General features: G+C 71.6%; 1 pseudogene. It reads right to left on the bottom strand.

The annotated features are described in order from the left end of the window. Positions 1 to 52 precede the first annotated feature (52 nt). Positions 53 to 669 (bottom strand): annotated as a pseudogene (locus D7V88_RS42005) (serine/threonine protein kinase); the annotation flags it as partial.

The following is a 669-nucleotide window of genomic DNA, read 5'->3' as shown; positions in this document are numbered from 1 at the left end:
CCCCGATTCTCCCCGCCCCGCGCTCCTGCCGTCGGGGAATGCCGGCTTCGGCTCACTTCGGGAGGCGCGCCTTCAACTGCTCCTGCCACGTGTCCAGCGCCTGATTCACCTCCATGCGCTGGGTGGCCGTCTGTTCCCCCGCGGCGGAGCCGTAGAGCTTCACGAGCTGTCGCGTGAGGTCCGGGGCGATGTCCTGCCCCCGGGTGCGCTGGCGCAGCTCCGCGACGAGCCGGTCCAGGCGCTGGGCCAGCTTCAGCTCAGCAGGGCTGCCCCGGGGCAGCGCGGGCAGATTGGGAATCACGAGCGGTGGATGCCGTGGCACCACGGGTTGGACGACGGGGGGAGGCGCGTCATGCAGGGCAATGCGCTCGGCCAGCACCTTCTCCCAGGCATCCAGCGCCAGGTGGATGCGCACGCGCTCCGGCTCCTCCGCGTCCACCGCCGCCCGGTATTGCTGCACCAGTCTGCCCCGCAGCTCTCCCTCCGCGTCCACGTCCTTCGCCCGCGCTCGCAGTTGTTTGAAAAGGCCGGACAGCCGCCGCGCCAACCGCTTCTCCGAAGGCGACCCCAGGGGCAACGGAGGCAGTCCCGTCGCTTTCGCCTCGGTGCCCGGCGCGATGTCCGTGGCGTCCCGTGCTTCTCCCGGCGGAACGTCCGGGAGGTTCGGGG

The organism is Corallococcus terminator, from assembly GCF_003611635.1.
Taxonomy (GTDB): domain Bacteria; phylum Myxococcota; class Myxococcia; order Myxococcales; family Myxococcaceae; genus Corallococcus; species Corallococcus terminator.
Note: the sequence above shows the minus strand (reverse complement) of the source record. Positions and strands in the feature narration are given on the sequence as shown.